The organism is Seonamhaeicola sp., assembly GCF_028281565.1.
Lineage (GTDB): Bacteria > Bacteroidota > Bacteroidia > Flavobacteriales > Flavobacteriaceae > Seonamhaeicola.
The window spans coordinates 104,332-120,839 of record NZ_JANQJQ010000043.1; the positions used below are offsets into that span (position 1 = coordinate 104,332).

Below are 16,508 nucleotides of genomic sequence, written 5' to 3' on the forward strand. Positions count from 1 at the left end.
TAAAGTTCCCAAAAAAAAGAATAGCAAACATTGTGAGGTCTGTTTTAAACCTGTTTATAATTACTTTGTGTCTCAGTGCTTTCAATAGTAGTTGGTCACAAGCCAATGTACCCCCTAATCTTATAGCTACGGGAGATCAGGTGTATTGTCCATTAAGTCAGATAAATGTCGTTTCAAGCTTTAATATCGTAGATCCGGATGATACGGAGATAGAAGCCTTGTATATTCAAATTTCAACGGGTTATGTTAATGGTGAAGATCAATTGCAATTAACCGGAAACCACCCTAACGTGCTTAGTTCCTGGAACAATTTGGAAGGAAAATTATCCTTATTCGGTATTGGAGGTGCTAATGTGAGTTATGCGGATTTGATTGCAGCTGTAAATGATGTTGTTTTTCGAAGTAGTTCTGCTAACGTTTCGGGAGACAAGTTTTTTTCCTTTACTGTGGGAGATGCTAATTATTTGCCGTCAACAGACCACTATTACGAATATGTGCCTAGTGTAGGAATAACATGGACGGCTGCTAAAGCGGCAGCAGAAGCCAGAACATACTTTGGCTTACAGGGCTATTTAGCTACTGTTACATCGCCGGAAGAGGCACAATTAACGGGAGAACAGGTTGCCGGTACCGGTTGGATTGGAGGCAGTGATGCTACTACAGAAGGTGTTTGGGAATGGGTTACAGGTCCCGAAGCCGGGACCGTTTTTTGGAATGGTGGCATTAATGGAACAACACCTAATTATGCCAATTGGAATATCAATGAACCAAATGACTGTTGCAGCAATATTAATGGTGAAGAGAATTATGCCCATGTTACAGCTCCTAATGTTGGAACACCCGGCTCATGGAATGATCTTCCTAATGCTGGTGATTTGAATCCGGCGAGCGATTATCATCCACAAGGTTATGTTGTAGAATATGGTGGGATGCCGGGAGATCCGATAGTTAATATTTCTGCAAGTACTAAAATTTCGGTGCCATCCATTACGAATACTGTGGATGCTGAGAGGTGTGGACCAGGTAGTGTGACTTTGGAAGCCACAGCCTCTATGGGAAATGTAATTTGGTTTGATGCTTTAACAGGAGGGAGTCAAGTACATACAGGGGCAACCTTCACAACGCCATCGCTAACATCTACTACCAATTATTATGTGCTGGCATCGGTAAATGGTTGTTTAGATGGTGCAAGAACCCAGGTTACGGCAACGGTAAAAGCAATCCCTACTATAACCTCAGTAACGGATGCTATTATTTGTGATGATGGATCAGGAACCGTATCAGCCACCGCTTCGGAAGGCGTTATTAATTGGTATGATGCGCCAATGGGAGGCACATTATTAGCAACAGGCAATTCTTTCACTACTCCAATTATTACTGCAACTACAATCTATTATGTAGATGCCACTAATAATGGTTGTACAACAACTGCAAGAACGCCGGTAACATTAACGGTTCAAAAAACACCGGCACCGGCAGCTATTGCAACCCAGACATTTTGCGATATAGAGAATGCAGCCGTTGGCGATTTAGCAGTAACAGGAACAGATATTTTGTGGTATGCATCTAATACAGACACCACACCGTTAAATACCACCGAATTATTAGCTAATGGGACCTATTACGCAACACAAACGATAAATACTTGCGAAAGTTTGTCGAGAGTAGCAGTAGACGTAATAATCTATGAAACTATTATTCCGTTAGCATCTGCAGATATTCCAGTATTAGAGACCTGTGATACTGATGCTGATGGTAATGATACCAATGGCATTGCCGAATTTGATCTAACACTTCGTGAACCTATTTTGTTAAACGGTAAATCAAGTGCAGATTTTAGTTTTGCTTATTATTTAGATGCCGGTTATACTAACCTAATTGGTAATCCCCAGGCATTTGAAAATACCATTGCTGATAATCAAACCATCTATGTAAGGATGATGAACAGTTCAGATACAAACTGTTTTACAGACACAGCATTTGATATCCGGGTTAATCCACGTCCTGTTGTCATGCCATCAGTGGTATTTAAAAATTGTGATGAAGATGGCAATCCGGATGGGTTCACAGATTTTAATTTAAACGAAGTTAGTTCGGTTATAACGAATGGTGTTTTAACCGATATGGATGTGACCTTTTATTTGTCATTAGCAGATGCGGAACAAGAAAATGGTGACATTAATCCGTCCCCGTTTAATAATCAAACAGCTAATACGGTGTATGCCCGTGTTGAAAATATAAATACGGGGTGCTATAGAATTTCAACCATTACTTTGGAAGTGTCAACAACCTCTTTTCCAGTGGGATATGTCCGTTCAATGGAATTATGCGATGATGACGCCATTATTGATGGGTTAAATACATTTGATCTAACAAGTGCTTCCACTAATTTTATTAATCAATTTCCAACGGGTCAGAATTTAAGGGTGTATTATTACCATACCTTAACCGATGCTCAATTAGAGACCAATGAGATTACAAATGCCACCGATTATGTAAATCAAACGCCGTTTTCAGAAACCTTATTCGTAAGAGTTGAAAGCGATGATAACGGTGAATGTTTTGGTATTGGTCCGCATTTGCAATTGACCGTTTATCCAAGACCTGAGTTTGAAGTAGATCAAGACAATATTTTTTGTTTAAATGGTAATCCGATAACATTGAGAACCTTTAATCCTAATGGGAATTATACTTATGAATGGATGAATGAAAATGGCGATGTTATAAGTAATTTATCTACTGCTGAGGTTAACAGTGGCGGTTTATATACAGTAGTAGCAACGTCTGTTTATAATTGTGAATCTTTCCCTGTATCATTTAATGTAGTAGAATCCGGAGTATCAGATATAACCATTGATGATGTAACTATTGTAGAGTTATCAGATAATAACTCCATCACTATTGATATATCTGATATTGGCATTGGGGATTATGAGTTTGCTTTGGATAATGAATTTGGGCCTTTTCAGGATGCCCCGTTCTTTGATCGTATTATATCAGGGGACCACGTGCTTTATGTAAGAGATAAAAATGGTTGCGGTACCACGCCTTTACCGGTTTTTATTTTAGGATTTCCAAAATTTTTCACTCCAAACGGCGATAATTATAATGACACCTGGAATATACGAGGATTAGGCAATGAATACACCTCGAGTTCTACGATTCATATCTTTGACAGGTATGGTAAGTTGATAAAGCAACTAATACCTGGTGTTTCCGGTTGGAACGGAACGTTTAACGGACAGGCATTACCTGGTTCAGATTATTGGTTTGTTGCTAACCTGGTACATACTTCCGGAGAATCAAAAATATATAAAGGCCATTTTAGTTTGGTTAGATGATATGCTAAATTGGTTAAATTAGGATGGTTGATTTGAAACACGTATTTGGTAAAGACATTCAAAAAACAATATTTGATTTACCCGATGCCGATATTGTTTTATACGACCACTTTTTTTCTGAAGAAACATCAGATAGACTTTTCAAGCGTTTAAAAGAGACCATTAAATGGCAGCAAGATCAAATTACCTTTTATGGAAAGGTATTTAATGTTCCCAGGCTCTCCGCTTTATATGGTGATACCAATAAAGACTATTCATATTCCGGAATAACCATGCATCCGCATGCATGGACTCAAGATTTGTTGTTTATTAAAAGTAGCATCGAAAGTGTGGCAAAAGTTGAATTTACTTCTTGTTTACTTAATTACTATCGGGATGGGAAGGACAGTAACGATTGGCATCAGGACAATGAAAAAGAGTTAGGAGAAAACCCTGTTATTGCTTCTGTATCGTTTGGAGAAACCCGCCCGTTTCAATTGAGACATATAAAAAGAACTGACTTAAAGAGGGTTGATATACCATTGACGCACGGTAGTTTTTTAATAATGCGGGGTAAAACCCAGCATTTTTGGAAACATAAAATCCCTAAAACGAGCAGAGCGATAAATCCAAGAATAAATCTTACATTTAGAATCATTAAAAATGAAAATTAAATTAACTTTAGGCATACTGGCTCTTTTGGTAGTTTCCTGTGCAGCAAGAAAAACCAGCCATATTGAAGTGGTTAAATTAGCTGAGACCACTAAAAGCTGGAACGGAGATACCCTTCCGGCTTATCCTGAAGGGCAACCAAAAGTTACCGTTTTAAAAATAACCATTCCACCTAAAACCAAACTTCATAAACATTATCATCCGGTAATTAACTCCGGCGTTTTACTTAAGGGTGAACTAAAAGTGGTTGATGTTGATAATAAGGTTTTAATTCTAAAAGAAGGTGATGCCATAGTGGAGTTGGTCTATAAAATTCATTATGGTATTAATGAAACCAATAAACCGGCTCAGATTATAGTGTTTTATGCAGGTACCGAAGATTTGCCTATTACAGTTGTAGAAAAAGATTAACCAATATACACAATGCATTTATTTAAAAACTTTAAGCAGATAAGTAGTTTGTTTTTAATAGTTAGCTTGTTTACAGGCTGTAATTCTGATAAAGAGCATAACAAGCGTAATACAAAACCCAATGTGGTGCTTGTTTTTATTGATGACATGGGTTATGGAGATGTTGGATGTTATGGCGCAACAGGCTTTGAAACGCCCAATCTTGACAAGATGGCAAGTAAAGGTATGCGCTTTACCAATTTTTATGCGGCCCAACCGGTATGCAGCGCTTCCAGAGCAGGGCTTCTAACGGGTTGTTATCCCAACAGAATTGGCTTTTCCGGAGCGCTTTTTCCACATCATAAAATCGGTTTAAACCCGGATGAGTTTACGATAGCAGAAATGTTTAAAGAGCAAGGTTATGCCACGGCTTGTTTTGGCAAATGGCATTTGGGCTGGCAAAAAGCGTTTCTACCGCTGCAACACGGGTTTGATGAATATGTTGGGTTACCGTATTCAAATGATATGTGGCCTCATAGTAATGTAACGGGAGAGCACCTGGCAGCAGGAGTTAGTAGGGCTAATATGCCACCACTTCCATTAATTGAAGGGAACAAAGTGATTGATACCATTTCAAGTTTAAAGGATCAGGATATGCTAACAACACTTTATACTGAAAAAGCAGTCGATTTTATAAACAGAAATGCCGATGAACCATTCTTTTTGTATGTGCCACATACTATGGGGCATATTCCTTTGGGGGTCTCTGATAAGTTCAGGGGTAAAAGTGAACAAGGATTTTATGGTGATGTGATGATGGAAATAGATTGGTCCGTAGGTGAAATTACTAAAGCTTTAAAGCAAAATAATATCGCGGATAATACCATTGTCATTTTCACAACAGATAACGGACCATGGCTTAATTTTGGAAATCATGCCGGTTCTTCAGGTGGGCTTAGAGAAGGTAAAACAACCAGTTGGGAAGGCGGGCAACGCGTGCCTTTCATTATTAATTGGCCAAATAATGTTCCTGAAGGAACTGTTTGTAATAAGCTGGCTTGCGCCATTGATTTGTTACCAACGTTGGCAAGTATAACTGGAGGAAGGTTATCTGATAATAAGATTGATGGTGTGGATATTTCATCGCTTTTTAAAGGCGACCTTGAATCGAATCCCAGAGAAACTATTTTGTATTATTTCCATAAAAACCACTTAAATGGTGTGCGTAAAGGCCATTGGAAATTAGTGTTACCGCATACCTGGGCTTCATATGATACCATACCGGGAAATGATGGTCATGGAGGCAAGCGGATTAAAAAGACCATTGATGAACCTGAACTCTATAATATGATGCGTGACCCCGGTGAACAATATAACGTTTATGATTATTACCCTGAAAAAGTTGAAGAGCTCATGGATGTTGTGGAAAATGCAAGAACTGAATTAGGTGATTTAAATGTTGGTATTGCTAAGGGTTCTGAAAACAGAGCAATTGGAAAATTAAAAGAATAGTATAGTATATTGGTTGTCATTGTAAGTTTTTAAAATATGCAAACAAAAAAAGTGTTTCCAAATTGGGTATGGATGATATATACCGTATTGTTTTCCCTTTCCATTCCATGGTATCTACCGGAAGAGCAGACTATGCACCTTACCTTTGGTTTACCATTGTGGCTTGTGCTGTGTATAGCAGCCATAGTAGTGATGGCGGTGTTCACCATTTGGGTTATTGGAAAATTCTGGAAAGCATAGTTTAATGGATACAACTAATACAAACACTATTATTATAGCCTGTATAGGGCTTTATTTAATAGCCTTGTTAGGGCTTGGATTTCTGGCCAACAAACGTAGAAAGTCCAATTCACTAAAAGAGTTTTATTTAGCCGGAAGCGGATTAGGGTCCTTTGTATTACTTTTCACTTTATATGCTACGCAATATAGTGCCAATACCATGCTGGTAACGCCGGCCGAGGTGGTTAATAAAGGTATGGGGATGATCCTGATATTGGGATACATGACTGCTGTGGTGATATTTTATCTCACTTTTGCGCCGCAGTTATATAACATTTCAAAGAAGTTCAATTTTATTACGCCGGGAGATTGGTTCGACTATCGGTTCAATTTGCCAAAGCTAACCTTATTGGCAAACGTTATTCTTGTTCTGGTATCAGTTAACTTTTTATTATCCCAGCTTATGGCTATGGGGCATGTTGTAAATGGTGTAACCGATGGGCAAGTACCGTATTGGGCAGGCGTGGTTTCCTTGGCCTTTGTGGTGATTATTTACGAATCACTTGGAGGTATGAGAGCTGTTGCCTGGACCGATGTTATTCAAGGCGTTATGTTATTTGCCGGTTTGGTGGGACTATTTCTTATAGTGATGCCCGATACAGACGAATTAACAAAAATAAGTGCCTGGCTTATTAAAAATGAGCCTCAAAAAATAGGGGTTCCCGAAGTTAGTTTTAGAGTGTATTGGGCTAGTATACTGCTCATGATCGGATTAGGAGGCGCTGTTTACCCACAGGTTATTCAACGTATTTACGCTGCAAAATCGATAAAATCATTGCGGCAGTCACTTGGAGCTATGGTCGTTATGCCACTGGTAACAGTTCTGATCTTATTCCTATTGGGAGTCATTAGTATTCCCCATTTTGTAGATGCTCAGGATGTCTCTAAGGATACCGTACTGCCCATAATGCTAAATGTTTGGGGTGGTGATTCGGCTCTCAATTTTGGGTTGATGGTCATGGTAGTTGTTGGGTTAATAGCGGCCATTATGTCTACGGCAGATTCGGTATTATTAAGCTTATCATCTATAGTAGCCAAAGATATTTTGGGGAAGTTCAGGTTTAAAAATGCGTCAAGTGAACGTTTGACCAAAATTGGCAAACTGTTTTCATGGGCCATCATGTTTTTAATGGTTTTGGTCGCTTTACAACCCAAGATAACGCTTTGGGGCTTGATTGAGCTAAAAATGCAGATATTGGTACAGACTGCTCCGTTATTCTTGTTGGGAATACATTCTCAAAAAGTGACATCTAAGGGTATGTTTGTTGGTTTATGCATTGGATTTGTATTTGCCACAGGAGCGTTCTTCCTGGGAATTAAAACCATATATAATGTTCACGTTGGTTTGATCGGTTTTGTGTTGAACATATTGTGTTGTTATATATTTTCTAATCCTAAACGAAAAGTATATGAAATGAGCCATAATAACTAAACGGAATACCCACTAAAATGTTTAATGGCGAATTACATCTGACCTATGTAGAACAATAAAATTTAAACAGATGAAAAAGTTTAGAGTTATTCTGATTTTTATGATCTCTATGATGTCGTTTCAAATGGCATGGCCACAGTCAACATCTGAAGCAACCTATGTTATTGTGCACGGCGCATGGGGAGGCGGATGGGCTTTTAAAAAGGTCGATTCGTTATTAACAGCAACAGGAAGTATGGTTTACCGTCCTACATTGACAGGCCAGGGAGAGCGGGTGCATCTGGCTAGCCTGGAAGTAGGCCTGGATACGCATATAACGGATATTGTAAATACTGTTCTTTATGAAGAACTTGACAATATTATTTTGGTTGGGCACAGTTATGGTGGTATGGTGATAACGGGCGTTGCCGACAGCATACCGGAGCGGATATCTAAACTCATATATATTGATGCTTTTGTTCCTGAAAATAATGAAAGTGTTGGTTCCATTACAGGAAACAGGAACTTTAAAGCGGTAAACGGACATATTGTTCCTCCATGGGTTAAAGAAGGAACATTACCTCCAAAAGACGTACCACATCCCCTGAAAACATGGACTGATAGAATTTCCCTGAAAAACCCTAAAAGATTAGAGCTGGCAACAACCTATATACTTACTGTAGATAAAGGACAGGACCCTGAAAAGGACGGGTTTGCACGGCAGGCAAAAAGAGCCGAAAAAAAAGGGTGGACCATGCTTCAATTAGAAGCAGACCATAATGCACAATGGTCTGCACCGGAAGCCTTTGTTAAAATGTTAAAAGACATTGAAGCTAAATAGGACTTGCCGCCTTTAAAAATAGGTTTCAACCATTTCCTTTACACCGGCAGTAGCAGGTTTGGCAATAACCGTAACATGGTCATTACCTGAAAGCGCCGGATTCGGGTCAATATAATATACCGGGGTGCCTTCCGGGACATAATACATTAATCCGGCGGCAGGATATACTTGCATAGACGTACCAATAATCACTAAAATATCAGCAGTTTCACAGATTTCCATAGCTTTGGTAATCATAGGTACATCTTCACCAAACCAAACAATATGTGGGCGTAATTGATACCCTTTACGACATAAATCCCCTAATACCAGATCTGTTTTCCATTCTTGTATATCGTTTTTATCATAAGTACTTCTCGCTTTCAGGAGTTCACCATGTAAATGGATCACATGGGTACTTCCAGCGCGTTCGTGCAAATCATCTATATTTTGGGTGACAATAGTGACTTTGAAATCGGTTTCCAATTTGGCCAAATCAACATGAGCGCTATTAGGTTTAACCTCGAATAATTGGCGGCGTCTCTGGTTATAAAAATCTAAAACCAGTTCGGGGTTTGCAGCATAACCTTGAGGTGATGCCACCTCCATGACGTCATGTCCTTCCCAAAGCCCTCCGGCATCTCTAAAGGTTTTTACGCCACTTTCGGCACTCACGCCCGCACCTGTAAGTACAACAATATGTTTTTTCATAAGTATAAAACTAACCATTTTGTCATTCTAAACAAAGTGAAGATTCTCGAACAACTTTATTAAATTTGAGATATGATCGATTTGAATTTATTACAATATTTAGAAACCTATTTAACCGAAAACCGCAAAAGGCGTTTTAATGAGGTGCTACAACAACGTACTAAACATTTTACAGTTGCTACGGAAGATGTGTACCAACTTCATAATACCAGTGCGGTTATAAGAAGTTGTGATGTGTTCGGAATTCAAGAGGTTAATATTGTTGAAGAGCAAAATACCAGGCGTATTGACAGAGAAATTGCTATGGGTGCTCAAAAATGGGTAGATTTAAACCGCTATTGTTCCGTAAAGGATTGCATTATGGACTTAAAGCAAAAAGGCTATCAAATTGTAGCTACTACACCACATAAAAATGATTGTGTTTTAAACGATTTTGATGTTACTAAAAGATCTTGCTTTTTCTTTGGAAGAGAAACCGAAGGATTGTCTGATGAGGTTTTAGAGGAAGCAGATTGTTTTTTGAAAATACCTATGGTTGGTTTTACAGAGAGTTTAAATATTTCAGTATCTGCAGCCATTATACTGCAACATGTTACAGCAAAACTGAGGCTAACAGATATCAATTGGCAACTAACCGAAACGGAAATACAAGAAAAAAAACTGGATTGGATTGCCAAAACCATTAAAAGTTATGATGATATTGTAGAGCGTTTTAATAAACTGTCTGAGTAGTAATTTGGTCTTTTAGTTCAAAGCTCAGTTTGTTTTTAAAACTAAATCAAAGTGTTATAATCTTACTCAGTGTGTAATATAATTTTTGTAAATTTAATAGCTCTAAACTAAAACAATAGCATTATGTATATTATCCTTTACATCCTACTGGGATTTATAGCAATTTTTATTATACTGGCTCTTATTGCTCCTAAAAAATATCATGTTTATAGAAGCATAGAAATAAACAAACCTATTTCAGAAGTTTTTCAATATTTAAAGCATATAAAGAATCAGAACGAATGGTCTCCCTGGAAGAAAAAAGACCCCGATATGACTCAGGAGTTTATTGGAACCGACGGTGAGGTTGGCTTTATTTCAAGATGGGTAGGCAATAAAGATGTTGGCTCCGGTGAACAGGAAATTAAGCGTATTTATAAAGATGATGTTATTGAATCTGAATTACGGTTTTTTAAGCCCTGGAAATCACAGTCCGACGCCTATTTACGGGTGGAGTATTTAGGAGATGAAAGAACCAAAGTGATTTGGGGGTTTTCGGGTAAGAACAAATTCCCGTTCAGTATTTTTATGCTGTTCTTTAACATGGATAAAGCGGTTGGTAAAGATTTTGATGATGGCTTGTCGTCTTTAAAATATATATTAGAAAAATAGATAGTTATGGACAGAAATATGGTTGGCTGGTTTGAAATTCCGGTATCAGATATGGATAGAGCTAAAGCGTTTTACGAACATGTTTTTCAGCTTAAAATTGATGTTCAGAATTTTGGCGGTTTATTAATGGGATGGTTCCCGTTTGCCGAGGGAAAAGAAGGTGCTGCCGGGACATTAATTAAGCAGGAATCCTATATACCAAGTCAGGAAGGAACCTTGATATATTTTATGAGTGACGATATTCAAAATGAATTGGACAGAGTAGAAAAAGCAGGAGGGAAAATTTACCAACCTAAAACTCAAATCTCACCGGAACATGGTTATATGGCAGCATTCATTGACTGTGAGGGTAACCGGGTAGCACTTCATTCAAGAGTATAAAAGGATATTCTTATAGGGAATATATGATGGTTTGAAAACTACAACAATAAATAATATAAAATGAAAGCACACACTTATTTACATTTTAACGGGAATTGTGAAACGGCCATGAACTTTTATAAAGATGTATTAGATGGCACTATGACTACTTTTATGAGGTTTGGAGAAGCACCGGAAGAGGCCTTTAAAGCACCTGATTTTGCACAAAATTGGGTGATGCATTGTACCTTAGAATTTGGAGGCACGTTACTGATGGCTTCAGATTATTTAAGCCAGGATCAGGATTTTGTTTCCGGGAGCAACTTTGCTGTAAGCATAAGTGTTGATGATGAAGCGCAAGGACAAGCTATTTGTGATTCGCTCGCTGAAGGAGGAAAATTAATGATGCCGTTTATGGACGCCTTTTGGGGTGGGAAATTTGGAATGTTACAGGATAAATTTGGTGTCCACTGGATGGTAAGTTGCGATATAGATAAGGTGTAACCGGCTAAAGCCTGTTATTTCTCCCTCTGCTTAATAATTTGTATTCCTCGTAACATTCGCTTATAGCATCAAGGATCTGCAAATCGTTAGCGGTTTGAATAAACCCTTTTGAGTAGTTACACTGACTAACTATTTCATCAAGGTCAACTTTTTCAACTTTCAACAGCGCCGTAAGCATTTCCCTGTCAAAACGCGATGCCAACAGGTTTCTGATTTCATCATCCTGCTTCATCTTTTTTAGCTTTCGCAATTCATTGGGTTTTTTGCCAAACATCCGGTGTAGAAAATCGGCAGGATTAAAAATAGAACCTATGATCTTATTTATGGCAGAGGGTTTAGACGCTTCATAACCACTCGGTAAACCTGAAATTTGATAGCGGTAATTAGTATTTGGTTCCGGTACTTGCTTGATGTCAACTTCTAAATAACCGGTGAGTCTAAGCTGGTTAACTACAACCTCCTCCAAAGCCAGGGCCAATTCAGTAAGTTTAATATCAGAACTTCCAAACTTTAACCAGTCATTGGTAACACGCACTTTAATAGATTTAAACCCTAAATACGAAAAATGAAGTGTATCATTGACTTTGGCCTCAATTTGAAACTCGCCTTTACTATTGGTTGTAGTTCCCTTAACAGCGTTAAGATTAACAATATTTACACTTTCCAAAGGTTTATCGTTAGCTGCATTTAAAACTACTCCAATAGCCGTCTTACCATCTTGTGCCATAAGGGCGACAGATGAAAAAAGAAGGCAAATAACCAGTAGGTAGTGTTTCATATAATTTAAATATAACTCTAATTTAGGTATAAAAGTACTAAACTAAATAGTAACGGTGCTTTTTGTTCCATATTTTGACTAAAAATTAACAAAAGCGTTTAATTGCAAACCGTTCACCGGTGTATCGTTCCTGATATTGACATTCTGAGCATTTGCCCGTTCCTGAAAGGGAACATTCAAAATGACATAATTATTACCGCCTGGAACGTCTTGGTCTTGAAGCTCCAAAGTTCCCTGAATTTGAACGTTTTACTTTTTTATTAGATCGTTTTGAGCTGTTTCGTCTGGAACCTGAGTGCTTATCACTGCGTTTGTCATCACGTTTTCCACCACCTCTTCGGCCATCACGTTTTCTGTTTCGGCTTCTGTTTTCAGAAATTTCAACATTAACGTAGCGTCCATTGTATTTAAAGTCGGTAAAAAAGTCTAAAACTTTTTGTTGATGTTCCGGTTCGGTGTTAAAAAATGAGAAACTATCCTTGGTTTCTACTTTAAAAACATCGTCTTTTCCAAGTTCTAAAACTTCTCTTAAAAAGTCTTTTAAACTCATCCAGTCATAGCCATCTTTTCTTCCAACGTTAATAAAATAACGCGTAGAAGAGGAACTGCTTTCGTCTCTGCCATTATCAGAAACATTTAAGTTTCTGGCTTTTTGATAGTAATTATAGAACCGGGTAAATTCTACCGAAAAGAATTTTTTAATGAGTTCATCTTTACTGGTATCCTCAAACAGTTCATTGATGCTGATTAAATGCTTGTCTATTTCGTGGTTAATCTCCGTATTGTGAACTTTATTGGCAAGTGACATCAATTGTATTTCACAGATCATGGTGCCATCCGGAATGTCTTTCTTTACAAATTGCTTTTTAATGATGCGTTCAATGCTCTTTATTTTTCTAACCTCACTTTTAGAAACAATGACCATGGAAACCCCTGTTTTTCCTGCTCTACCCGTTCTTCCGGAACGGTGTGTATAGGTTTCAATTTCATCTGGTAATTGGTAGTTAATGACATGGGTAATATCATCAACATCAATACCTCGTGCAGCCACATCGGTAGCTACCAACATCTGTATCTGTTTATTTCTGAACGATTTCATCACCAGATCACGCTGATTCTGACTGAGATCACCATGTAAAGCTCCGGCATTGTAACCATCTTCAATAAGTTGCTCTGCCACTTTTTGGGTATCACGCTTTGTTCTGCAAAACACTACCGAGAAAATATCAGGATTAGCATCAGCTAATCGTTTTAAAGCCTGATAACGATCCCTTGAATTCACTAAATAATACTCATGCGATACATTTTTACTACCTACATTTTTTTGGCCAACTGTAATTTCCTCCGGATCATACATGAATTTTTTTGCAATAGCCGCAACCTCTTTAGGCATTGTTGCCGAGAATAACCACGTGCTTTTATCATCCGGTGTATGAGATAAAATACTGGTGATGTCCTCATAAAACCCCATGTTAAGCATTTCATCGGCTTCGTCTAAAACACTGTATTCAATTTTAGAAATATCAACCAAACGTCTGCTGATCATATCCTTCATGCGCCCCGGAGTAGCCACAATAATTTGAGCACCGCGTTTCACTTCCCTGGCTTGCTCCGTAATGCTGGCACCACCGTAAATAGCCACTACATTTAAGCCTTTACAGTATTTGCCGTAAAGCTTCATTTCGTTGGTTATTTGCAAACAAAGCTCTCGGGTAGGTGATAAAATTAACCCTTGGGTTGTTCTGCTATCCATGTTGATTTTTTGAAGCATTGGAAAACCAAAAGCTGCGGTTTTCCCTGTTCCGGTTTGGGCTAAAGCCACCAAGTCGGTTTCAGAATTTAATAAAATGGGGATGGCTTTGTCCTGTACTTCACTGGGTTTTGTAAACCCCAGATCATTAATAGCCTGTAATAGGTTGTCTTGCAAACCTAGATCCTGGAATGTGTTCATTACTTTAATAAGTATTCGATTATATTATGTAGTGTTACATAAAGAAGCGAATCGACATACTTAAACCTAAAACTCCCGGTAACACAGCCTCACCCTGAGGCATTTTAATGAAACTTAAATTTGAAGAGTCTAAAAGCGTATTCAAATTTTTTAGTTGAATTAATCCCGATGTATATCGGGATCTCATCTTTTTGGTTTCAGCTGGCAAAGATAAGTAAAAGTTGGAAGTTAGAGGTTAGAAGCATGAAGTAAACAAAAAAAATCTTGATTTTATTTGCGTAACTGAATGGTTACATTTATATTTGTAACCAATCGGTTACTTAATTTGTTATGAGACGAGATGTTTTTCAAGCCATTGCAGACCCCATAAGAAGGGATATTATTGAGTTGTTAGCAGATAATGCTTTAAGTGTCAATGACGTTGCGCAACAATTTCAAGTTAGCAGGCCGGCCATTTCAAAGCACTTAAGGATTTTGAACGAATGTGGTATAATAAGCTTTAATAAAAAGGGGAGAGAACGCTTTTGTATTATTCAACCTGCCCAATTAATTCCGGCGTTCTTATGGATTAAACAATACAATAAACTATGGGAAGACAGAATAGATGCATTTGAAAATTACATTAATAAAATACAAACCAAAAACGATAAAGATCATGAGTAATTTAGAAAGTAGAACTTTAACCATTGAAAAAACATTTAATGCGCCGTTGAAAGTGGTTTGGGACGCATGGACACAATCAGAGCAAATTGTGAAATGGTGGGCTCCCAGCGGTATGGAAATGAAAGTTAGCGAACATAATTTTGAGGTTGGTGGAAAATGGAAGTATGTCATGCCCATGCCTGATGGAAGCGAATTTGTTTCGGAAGGGGTTTATAAAGAAATTATTGATTACAAAAAGATAGTGTCTTCAGCAGACTTTAAACCCATGACCAGCAACGTTGAATTAATAGCTTTATTTGACGCACATGGAGCACAGACAAAGTTTACTTTTAGTGTAGTGCATCCAACAGAGGAATACTGTAAGCAACAGGAAGAAATGGGATTCTATAATGGTTGGGGGTCTGCTTTTGAGAGATTACAACAGCTTGTAGAGGTTCAATAAATAATGAATAAGTTTAAAAGCTCAAGCGTATTTTCTTGAGCTTTTGCCGTAAAGAAATTACTTCCGCAAATTCTTGATGCGTTGTAATAATGTAGGATGCGAGTAATGCATAAACACATAGGCGGGATGCGGTGTTAAATTACTTAAGCTGTTTTTAGATAGCTTTTTAAGGCTAGTTATTAAAGGTTCGCCTTTATAGGTGTTTTTAGCGTAGTCATCGGCTTGATATTCAAACTTTCTTGAGAACACGTTCATAATTAACCCGGTAACCTCAGAAATAGGAGAATAGAGCAGCATAAAGGCGATGAGTCCAATATGGAAACTGGCAGTTTCAGCACCTAAGGCATGTGATAATAACGGATTTGAAATAAATAAAGATAAAATATAAAGAGTAATGCCCGTAAGTAATATAGATGCAAACAGGTTAAAAATGATATGCTTCTTTTTGTAATGACCGACTTCATGAGCCAACACCGCTACAATTTCTTCATCCTCTAAATCATTGATCAATGTATCATAAAGTGTGACACGTTTTTCACTTCCAAAACCGGAGAAATAAGCGTTGGCTTTGGTACTGCGTTTAGAGCCGTCAATGACAAAAATTTTGTTCAGTTTAAAACCAACGGTTTGCGCATAAGCTGATATTTTATTACGTAAATCACCTGCTTCTAATGGAGTTTGCTTGTTGAATAGAGGTACAATAAGTTTAGAGTAAAACATGTTCATGAAAACGGTAAAAACAGCAATTAAGCCCCAGGCATATAACCAGAAGTGTTTTCCTGTTACCTGGTAAAACCAAATGATTAAAGCCAGTATACCACCGCCTAAAATAACCATCATCAACCAACCTTTTACCTTATCTAAAAAGAAGGTCTTTTTGGTGGTTTTATTAAAACCGAATTTTTCTTCAATGACAAAGGTACTGTAATACGAAAATGGTGTCGTCAATATATCACTGGCTATCATGATAATGCCAAAGAAGATTAAAGCAATAACAATAGGATTCGTGCTATAACCTCTGGCAATATTATCAACAAACTCAAAGCCATCAAGAAACAAAAAACCAAGGGTTAAAAGTATGGAGAATGTAGACGTTAAAATCCCGAATTTATAGTTGGTAGCTTTATAGTTTTGTGACTTTTTGTATTCGCTGTCATCATAAACATCCTGTAGATCTTCAGGAAGTTCATCTTTAAAATGTTTCGCATTTAGAGCGTCAAGAATTTTATCAATGACAAAATTTAAAATTATGATGCCTACTATGATATAGAAAAGTATTGTTGATGTCATTATTTTTTCGTTTGTTCTAAAT

The 16,508-nt window shown here is 37.7% G+C and carries 17 protein-coding genes; 13 read left to right on the forward strand and 4 right to left on the reverse strand.

Going from position 1 to position 16,508, the window contains the following annotated elements; genetic code table 11:
• The first annotated feature begins 32 nt into the window (after nt 1–32).
• The 7 genes from Q0983_RS17850 to Q0983_RS17880 all read left to right on the forward strand — a co-directional run bounded on the left by Q0983_RS17850 (nt 33) and on the right by Q0983_RS17880 (nt 8,425).
• The gene (locus tag Q0983_RS17850; RefSeq protein WP_299556244.1) at nt 33–3,341 is read left to right on the forward strand and encodes a T9SS type B sorting domain-containing protein; all 3,309 of its coding nucleotides are present in this window, start codon (nt 33–35) and stop codon (nt 3,339–3,341) included.
• Between the two features lie 32 nt (nt 3,342–3,373).
• Nucleotides 3,374–3,994, forward strand: a complete 621-nt coding sequence (locus Q0983_RS17855) for an alpha-ketoglutarate-dependent dioxygenase AlkB (RefSeq protein WP_299556245.1) — start codon at nt 3,374–3,376, stop codon at nt 3,992–3,994.
• Nucleotides 3,984–4,403 carry a cupin domain-containing protein gene (locus Q0983_RS17860; RefSeq protein WP_299556246.1) on the forward strand — a complete coding sequence of 140 codons (420 nt, stop codon included), beginning with the start codon at nt 3,984–3,986 and terminating at the stop codon, nt 4,401–4,403. The genes Q0983_RS17855 and Q0983_RS17860 overlap by 11 nt, the downstream gene beginning before the upstream one ends.
• A 12-nt stretch (nt 4,404–4,415) precedes the next feature.
• The gene (locus tag Q0983_RS17865) at nt 4,416–5,894 is read left to right on the forward strand and encodes a sulfatase (protein ID WP_299556247.1); all 1,479 of its coding nucleotides are present in this window, start codon (nt 4,416–4,418) and stop codon (nt 5,892–5,894) included.
• A gap of 68 nt (nt 5,895–5,962) precedes the next feature.
• Nucleotides 5,963–6,139 (forward strand): hypothetical protein, encoded by a 177-nt coding sequence (locus Q0983_RS17870; RefSeq protein ID WP_299556248.1) that lies wholly within the window; start codon nt 5,963–5,965, stop codon nt 6,137–6,139.
• Nucleotides 6,139–7,605 carry a sodium:solute symporter family protein gene (locus Q0983_RS17875; RefSeq protein ID WP_299556249.1) on the forward strand — a complete coding sequence of 489 codons (1,467 nt, stop codon included), beginning with the start codon at nt 6,139–6,141 and terminating at the stop codon, nt 7,603–7,605. Before Q0983_RS17870 ends, Q0983_RS17875 begins: the two co-directional genes overlap by 1 nt.
• Nucleotides 7,606–7,675: 70 nt before the next feature.
• Nucleotides 7,676–8,425 carry an alpha/beta hydrolase gene (locus tag Q0983_RS17880; RefSeq protein ID WP_299556250.1) on the forward strand — a complete coding sequence of 250 codons (750 nt, stop codon included), beginning with the start codon at nt 7,676–7,678 and terminating at the stop codon, nt 8,423–8,425.
• A 12-nt stretch (nt 8,426–8,437) separates the two neighbouring features.
• Here Q0983_RS17880 and Q0983_RS17885 read toward each other — a convergent pair whose 3' ends face one another.
• On the reverse strand, nt 8,438–9,115 hold the full coding sequence (locus Q0983_RS17885; RefSeq protein ID WP_299556251.1) for an NAD-dependent deacylase: 678 nt from the start codon (nt 9,113–9,115) through the stop codon (nt 8,438–8,440).
• 72 nt (nt 9,116–9,187) lie between these two features.
• Here Q0983_RS17885 and Q0983_RS17890 point away from each other — a divergent pair, with 72 nt between their 5' ends.
• From Q0983_RS17890 to Q0983_RS17905, 4 genes are all read left to right on the forward strand, one after another.
• Nucleotides 9,188–9,847 carry an RNA methyltransferase gene (locus Q0983_RS17890; protein ID WP_299556252.1) on the forward strand — a complete coding sequence of 220 codons (660 nt, stop codon included), beginning with the start codon at nt 9,188–9,190 and terminating at the stop codon, nt 9,845–9,847.
• A 123-nt stretch (nt 9,848–9,970) separates the two neighbouring features.
• On the forward strand, nt 9,971–10,498 hold the full coding sequence (locus Q0983_RS17895; RefSeq protein WP_299556253.1) for an SRPBCC family protein: 528 nt from the start codon (nt 9,971–9,973) through the stop codon (nt 10,496–10,498).
• A 6-nt stretch (nt 10,499–10,504) separates the two neighbouring features.
• Nucleotides 10,505–10,879 carry a VOC family protein gene (locus Q0983_RS17900; protein ID WP_299556254.1) on the forward strand — a complete coding sequence of 125 codons (375 nt, stop codon included), beginning with the start codon at nt 10,505–10,507 and terminating at the stop codon, nt 10,877–10,879.
• Between the two features lie 60 nt (nt 10,880–10,939).
• Nucleotides 10,940–11,362, forward strand: coding sequence for a VOC family protein (locus Q0983_RS17905; RefSeq protein WP_299556255.1), 423 nt, complete (start codon nt 10,940–10,942; stop codon nt 11,360–11,362).
• A 4-nt stretch (nt 11,363–11,366) separates the two neighbouring features.
• Here the strand turns inward: Q0983_RS17905 and Q0983_RS17910 are convergent, their stop codons facing one another.
• A complete protein-coding gene (locus Q0983_RS17910; protein WP_299556256.1) occupies nt 11,367–12,140 on the reverse strand; it encodes a carboxypeptidase-like regulatory domain-containing protein in 774 nt (257 codons plus the stop codon).
• Nucleotides 12,141–12,333: 193 nt separating this feature from the next.
• On the reverse strand, nt 12,334–14,091 hold the full coding sequence (locus Q0983_RS17915) for a DEAD/DEAH box helicase (protein WP_299556257.1): 1,758 nt from the start codon (nt 14,089–14,091) through the stop codon (nt 12,334–12,336).
• Between the two features lie 330 nt (nt 14,092–14,421).
• On the opposite strand from Q0983_RS17915, the gene Q0983_RS17920 reads away from it, so the two are divergent.
• Together Q0983_RS17920 and Q0983_RS17925 are read left to right on the forward strand one after the other, a co-directional pair.
• A complete protein-coding gene (locus Q0983_RS17920; protein ID WP_299556258.1) occupies nt 14,422–14,754 on the forward strand; it encodes a metalloregulator ArsR/SmtB family transcription factor in 333 nt (110 codons plus the stop codon).
• Nucleotides 14,747–15,196, forward strand: coding sequence for an SRPBCC domain-containing protein (locus Q0983_RS17925; protein WP_299556259.1), 450 nt, complete (start codon nt 14,747–14,749; stop codon nt 15,194–15,196). Before Q0983_RS17920 ends, Q0983_RS17925 begins: the two co-directional genes overlap by 8 nt.
• Before the next feature lie 57 nt (nt 15,197–15,253).
• Here Q0983_RS17925 and Q0983_RS17930 read toward each other — a convergent pair whose 3' ends face one another.
• The gene (locus Q0983_RS17930) at nt 15,254–16,486 is read right to left on the reverse strand and encodes a M48 family metallopeptidase (protein ID WP_299556260.1); all 1,233 of its coding nucleotides are present in this window, start codon (nt 16,484–16,486) and stop codon (nt 15,254–15,256) included.
• Nucleotides 16,487–16,508: the final 22 nt, after the last annotated feature.

Excerpts from the sequence above, each read along its gene's own strand:
- Q0983_RS17860 (WP_299556246.1), top strand. The coding sequence starts at position 3,984 with ATGAAAATTAAATTAACTTTAGGCATACTGGCTCTTTTGGTAGTTTCC.
- Q0983_RS17865 (WP_299556247.1), top strand. The coding sequence starts at position 4,416 with ATGCATTTATTTAAAAACTTTAAGCAGATAAGTAGTTTGTTTTTAATA.
- Q0983_RS17870 (WP_299556248.1), top strand. The coding sequence starts at position 5,963 with ATGGATGATATATACCGTATTGTTTTCCCTTTCCATTCCATGGTATCT.
- Q0983_RS17875 (WP_299556249.1), top strand. The coding sequence starts at position 6,139 with ATGGATACAACTAATACAAACACTATTATTATAGCCTGTATAGGGCTT.
- Q0983_RS17880 (WP_299556250.1), top strand. The coding sequence starts at position 7,676 with ATGAAAAAGTTTAGAGTTATTCTGATTTTTATGATCTCTATGATGTCG.
- Q0983_RS17885 (WP_299556251.1), bottom strand. The coding sequence starts at position 9,115 with ATGAAAAAACATATTGTTGTACTTACAGGTGCGGGCGTGAGTGCCGAA.
- Q0983_RS17890 (WP_299556252.1), top strand. The coding sequence starts at position 9,188 with ATGATCGATTTGAATTTATTACAATATTTAGAAACCTATTTAACCGAA.
- Q0983_RS17895 (WP_299556253.1), top strand. The coding sequence starts at position 9,971 with ATGTATATTATCCTTTACATCCTACTGGGATTTATAGCAATTTTTATT.
- Q0983_RS17900 (WP_299556254.1), top strand. The coding sequence starts at position 10,505 with ATGGACAGAAATATGGTTGGCTGGTTTGAAATTCCGGTATCAGATATG.
- Q0983_RS17905 (WP_299556255.1), top strand. The coding sequence starts at position 10,940 with ATGAAAGCACACACTTATTTACATTTTAACGGGAATTGTGAAACGGCC.
- Q0983_RS17910 (WP_299556256.1), bottom strand. The coding sequence starts at position 12,140 with ATGAAACACTACCTACTGGTTATTTGCCTTCTTTTTTCATCTGTCGCC.
- Q0983_RS17915 (WP_299556257.1), bottom strand. The coding sequence starts at position 14,091 with ATGAACACATTCCAGGATCTAGGTTTGCAAGACAACCTATTACAGGCT.
- Q0983_RS17920 (WP_299556258.1), top strand. The coding sequence starts at position 14,422 with ATGAGACGAGATGTTTTTCAAGCCATTGCAGACCCCATAAGAAGGGAT.
- Q0983_RS17925 (WP_299556259.1), top strand. The coding sequence starts at position 14,747 with ATGAGTAATTTAGAAAGTAGAACTTTAACCATTGAAAAAACATTTAAT.
- Q0983_RS17930 (WP_299556260.1), bottom strand. The coding sequence starts at position 16,486 with ATGACATCAACAATACTTTTCTATATCATAGTAGGCATCATAATTTTA.